1 rRNA gene is annotated in these 2,186 nt (G+C 55.4%); it reads right to left on the reverse strand.

What is annotated here, in order from left to right:
• Positions 1 to 2,186: ribosomal RNA gene (locus C560_RS0117415) — 23S ribosomal RNA — on the reverse strand; the annotation flags it as partial.

Below are 2,186 nucleotides of genomic sequence, written 5' to 3' on the forward strand. Positions count from 1 at the left end.
CCGAACTGTCTCACGACGTTCTAAACCCAGCTCGCGTACCGCTTTAATGGGCGAACAGCCCAACCCTTGGGACCTACTCCAGCCCCAGGATGCGACGAGCCGACATCGAGGTGCCAAACCATGCCGTCGATATGGACTCTTGGGCAAGATCAGCCTGTTATCCCCGAGGTACCTTTTATCCGTTGAGCGACGGCCATTCCACAATGTACCGCCGGATCACTAGTCCCGACTTTCGTCCCTGCTCGAGATGTCTCTCTCACAGTCAAGCTCCCTTGTGCACTTACACTCGACACCTGATTGCCAACCAGGCTGAGGGAACCTTTGGGCGCCTCCGTTACTTTTTAGGAGGCAACCGCCCCAGTTAAACTACCCATCAGGCACTGTCCCTGACCCGGATTACGGGCCGAAGTTAGATGTCCAAAGTGACCAGAGTGGTATTTCAACGATGACTCCACCCGAACTGGCGTCCGGGCTTCAACGTCTCCCACCTATCCTACACAAGCCACTCCGAACACCAATACCAAACTATAGTAAAGGTCTCGGGGTCTTTCCGTCCTGCTGCGCGTAACGAGCATCTTTACTCGTACTGCAATTTCGCCGAGTTTATGGTTGAGACAGCGGGGAAGTCGTTACTCCATTCGTGCAGGTCGGAACTTACCCGACAAGGAATTTCGCTACCTTAGGATGGTTATAGTTACCACCGCCGTTTACTGGGGCTTAAATTCTCAGCTTCGCCTTGCGGCTAACCGGTCCTCTTAACCTTCCAGCACCGGGCAGGAGTCAGTCCGTATACATCGTCTTGCGACTTCGCACGGACCTGTGTTTTTAGTAAACAGTCGCTTCCCCCTGGTCTCTGCGGCCCCGATCCCCTCCCACCAGCAAGTGGTGTTCAAGGTTGGGGCCCCCCTTCTCCCGAAGTTACGGGGGCATTTTGCCGAGTTCCTTAACCATAATTCTCTCGATCGCCTTAGTATTCTCTACCTGATCACCTGTGTCGGTTTGGGGTACGGGCGGCTAAAACCTCGCGTCGATGCTTTTCTCGGCAGCATAGGATCACCGAATCCCCCCATACGGGGGTCCCGTCAGATCTCAGGCATCATGAACGGCGGATTTGCCTACCGTTCGCCCTACATCCTTAGACCGGGACAACCATCGCCCGGCTCGGCTACCTTCCTGCGTCACACCTGTTAATACGCTTGCCTCCCAGGATCAGGTCCCGCGCTCCACCAAAACCCACACACCCCAAAGGGTGCTAGGGCAGGTTTCGGGCGGTTAGTATCCCCTGTTCAGCATGGGCGGTTTTTCGCCGGTACGGGAATATCAACCCGTTGTCCATCGACTACGCCTGTCGGCCTCGCCTTAGGTCCCGACTTACCCAGGGCAGATTAGCTTGACCCTGGAACCCTTGATCATCCGGCGGACGGGTTTCTCACCCGTCTTTCGCTACTCATGCCTGCATTCTCACTCGTGTAGGCTCCACCGCTGGTTTCCACCGCGACTTCACTGCCCACACGACGCTCCCCTACCACTCCAGACGCCTGAACCACAAGGGCTTGGCTAATGTCTGAAATCCACAACTTCGGCGGTGTACTTGAGCCCCGCTACATTGTCGGCGCGGAATCACTTGACCAGTGAGCTATTACGCACTCTTTTAAGGATGGCTGCTTCTAAGCCAACCTCCTGGTTGTCTTCGCAACTCCACATCCTTTCCCACTTAGCACACGCTTAGGGGCCTTAGTTGGTGGTCTGGGCTGTTTCCCTCTCGACTATGAAGCTTATCCCCCACAGTCTCACTGCTGCGCTCTCACTTACCGGCATTCGGAGTTTGGCTGACGTCAGTAACCTTGTAGGGCCCATTAGCCATCCAGTAGCTCTACCTCCGGTAAGAAACACGCAACGCTGCACCTAAATGCATTTCGGGGAGAACCAGCTATCACGAAGTTTGATTGGCCTTTCACCCCTACCCACAGCTCATCCCCTCCATTTTCAACTGAAGTGGGTTCGGTCCTCCACGACGTCTTACCGTCGCTTCAACCTGGCCATGGGTAGATCACTTCGCTTCGGGTCTAGATCACGCCACTGCAACGCCCTATTCAGACTCGCTTTCGCTACGGCTTCCCCACACGGGTTAACCTCGCGACGTAACACTAACTCGCAGGCTCATTCTTCAAAAGGCACGCCGTCAC

It is taken from the genome of Arthrobacter sp. 9MFCol3.1 (assembly GCF_000620385.1).
Taxonomy (GTDB): domain Bacteria; phylum Actinomycetota; class Actinomycetes; order Actinomycetales; family Micrococcaceae; genus Arthrobacter.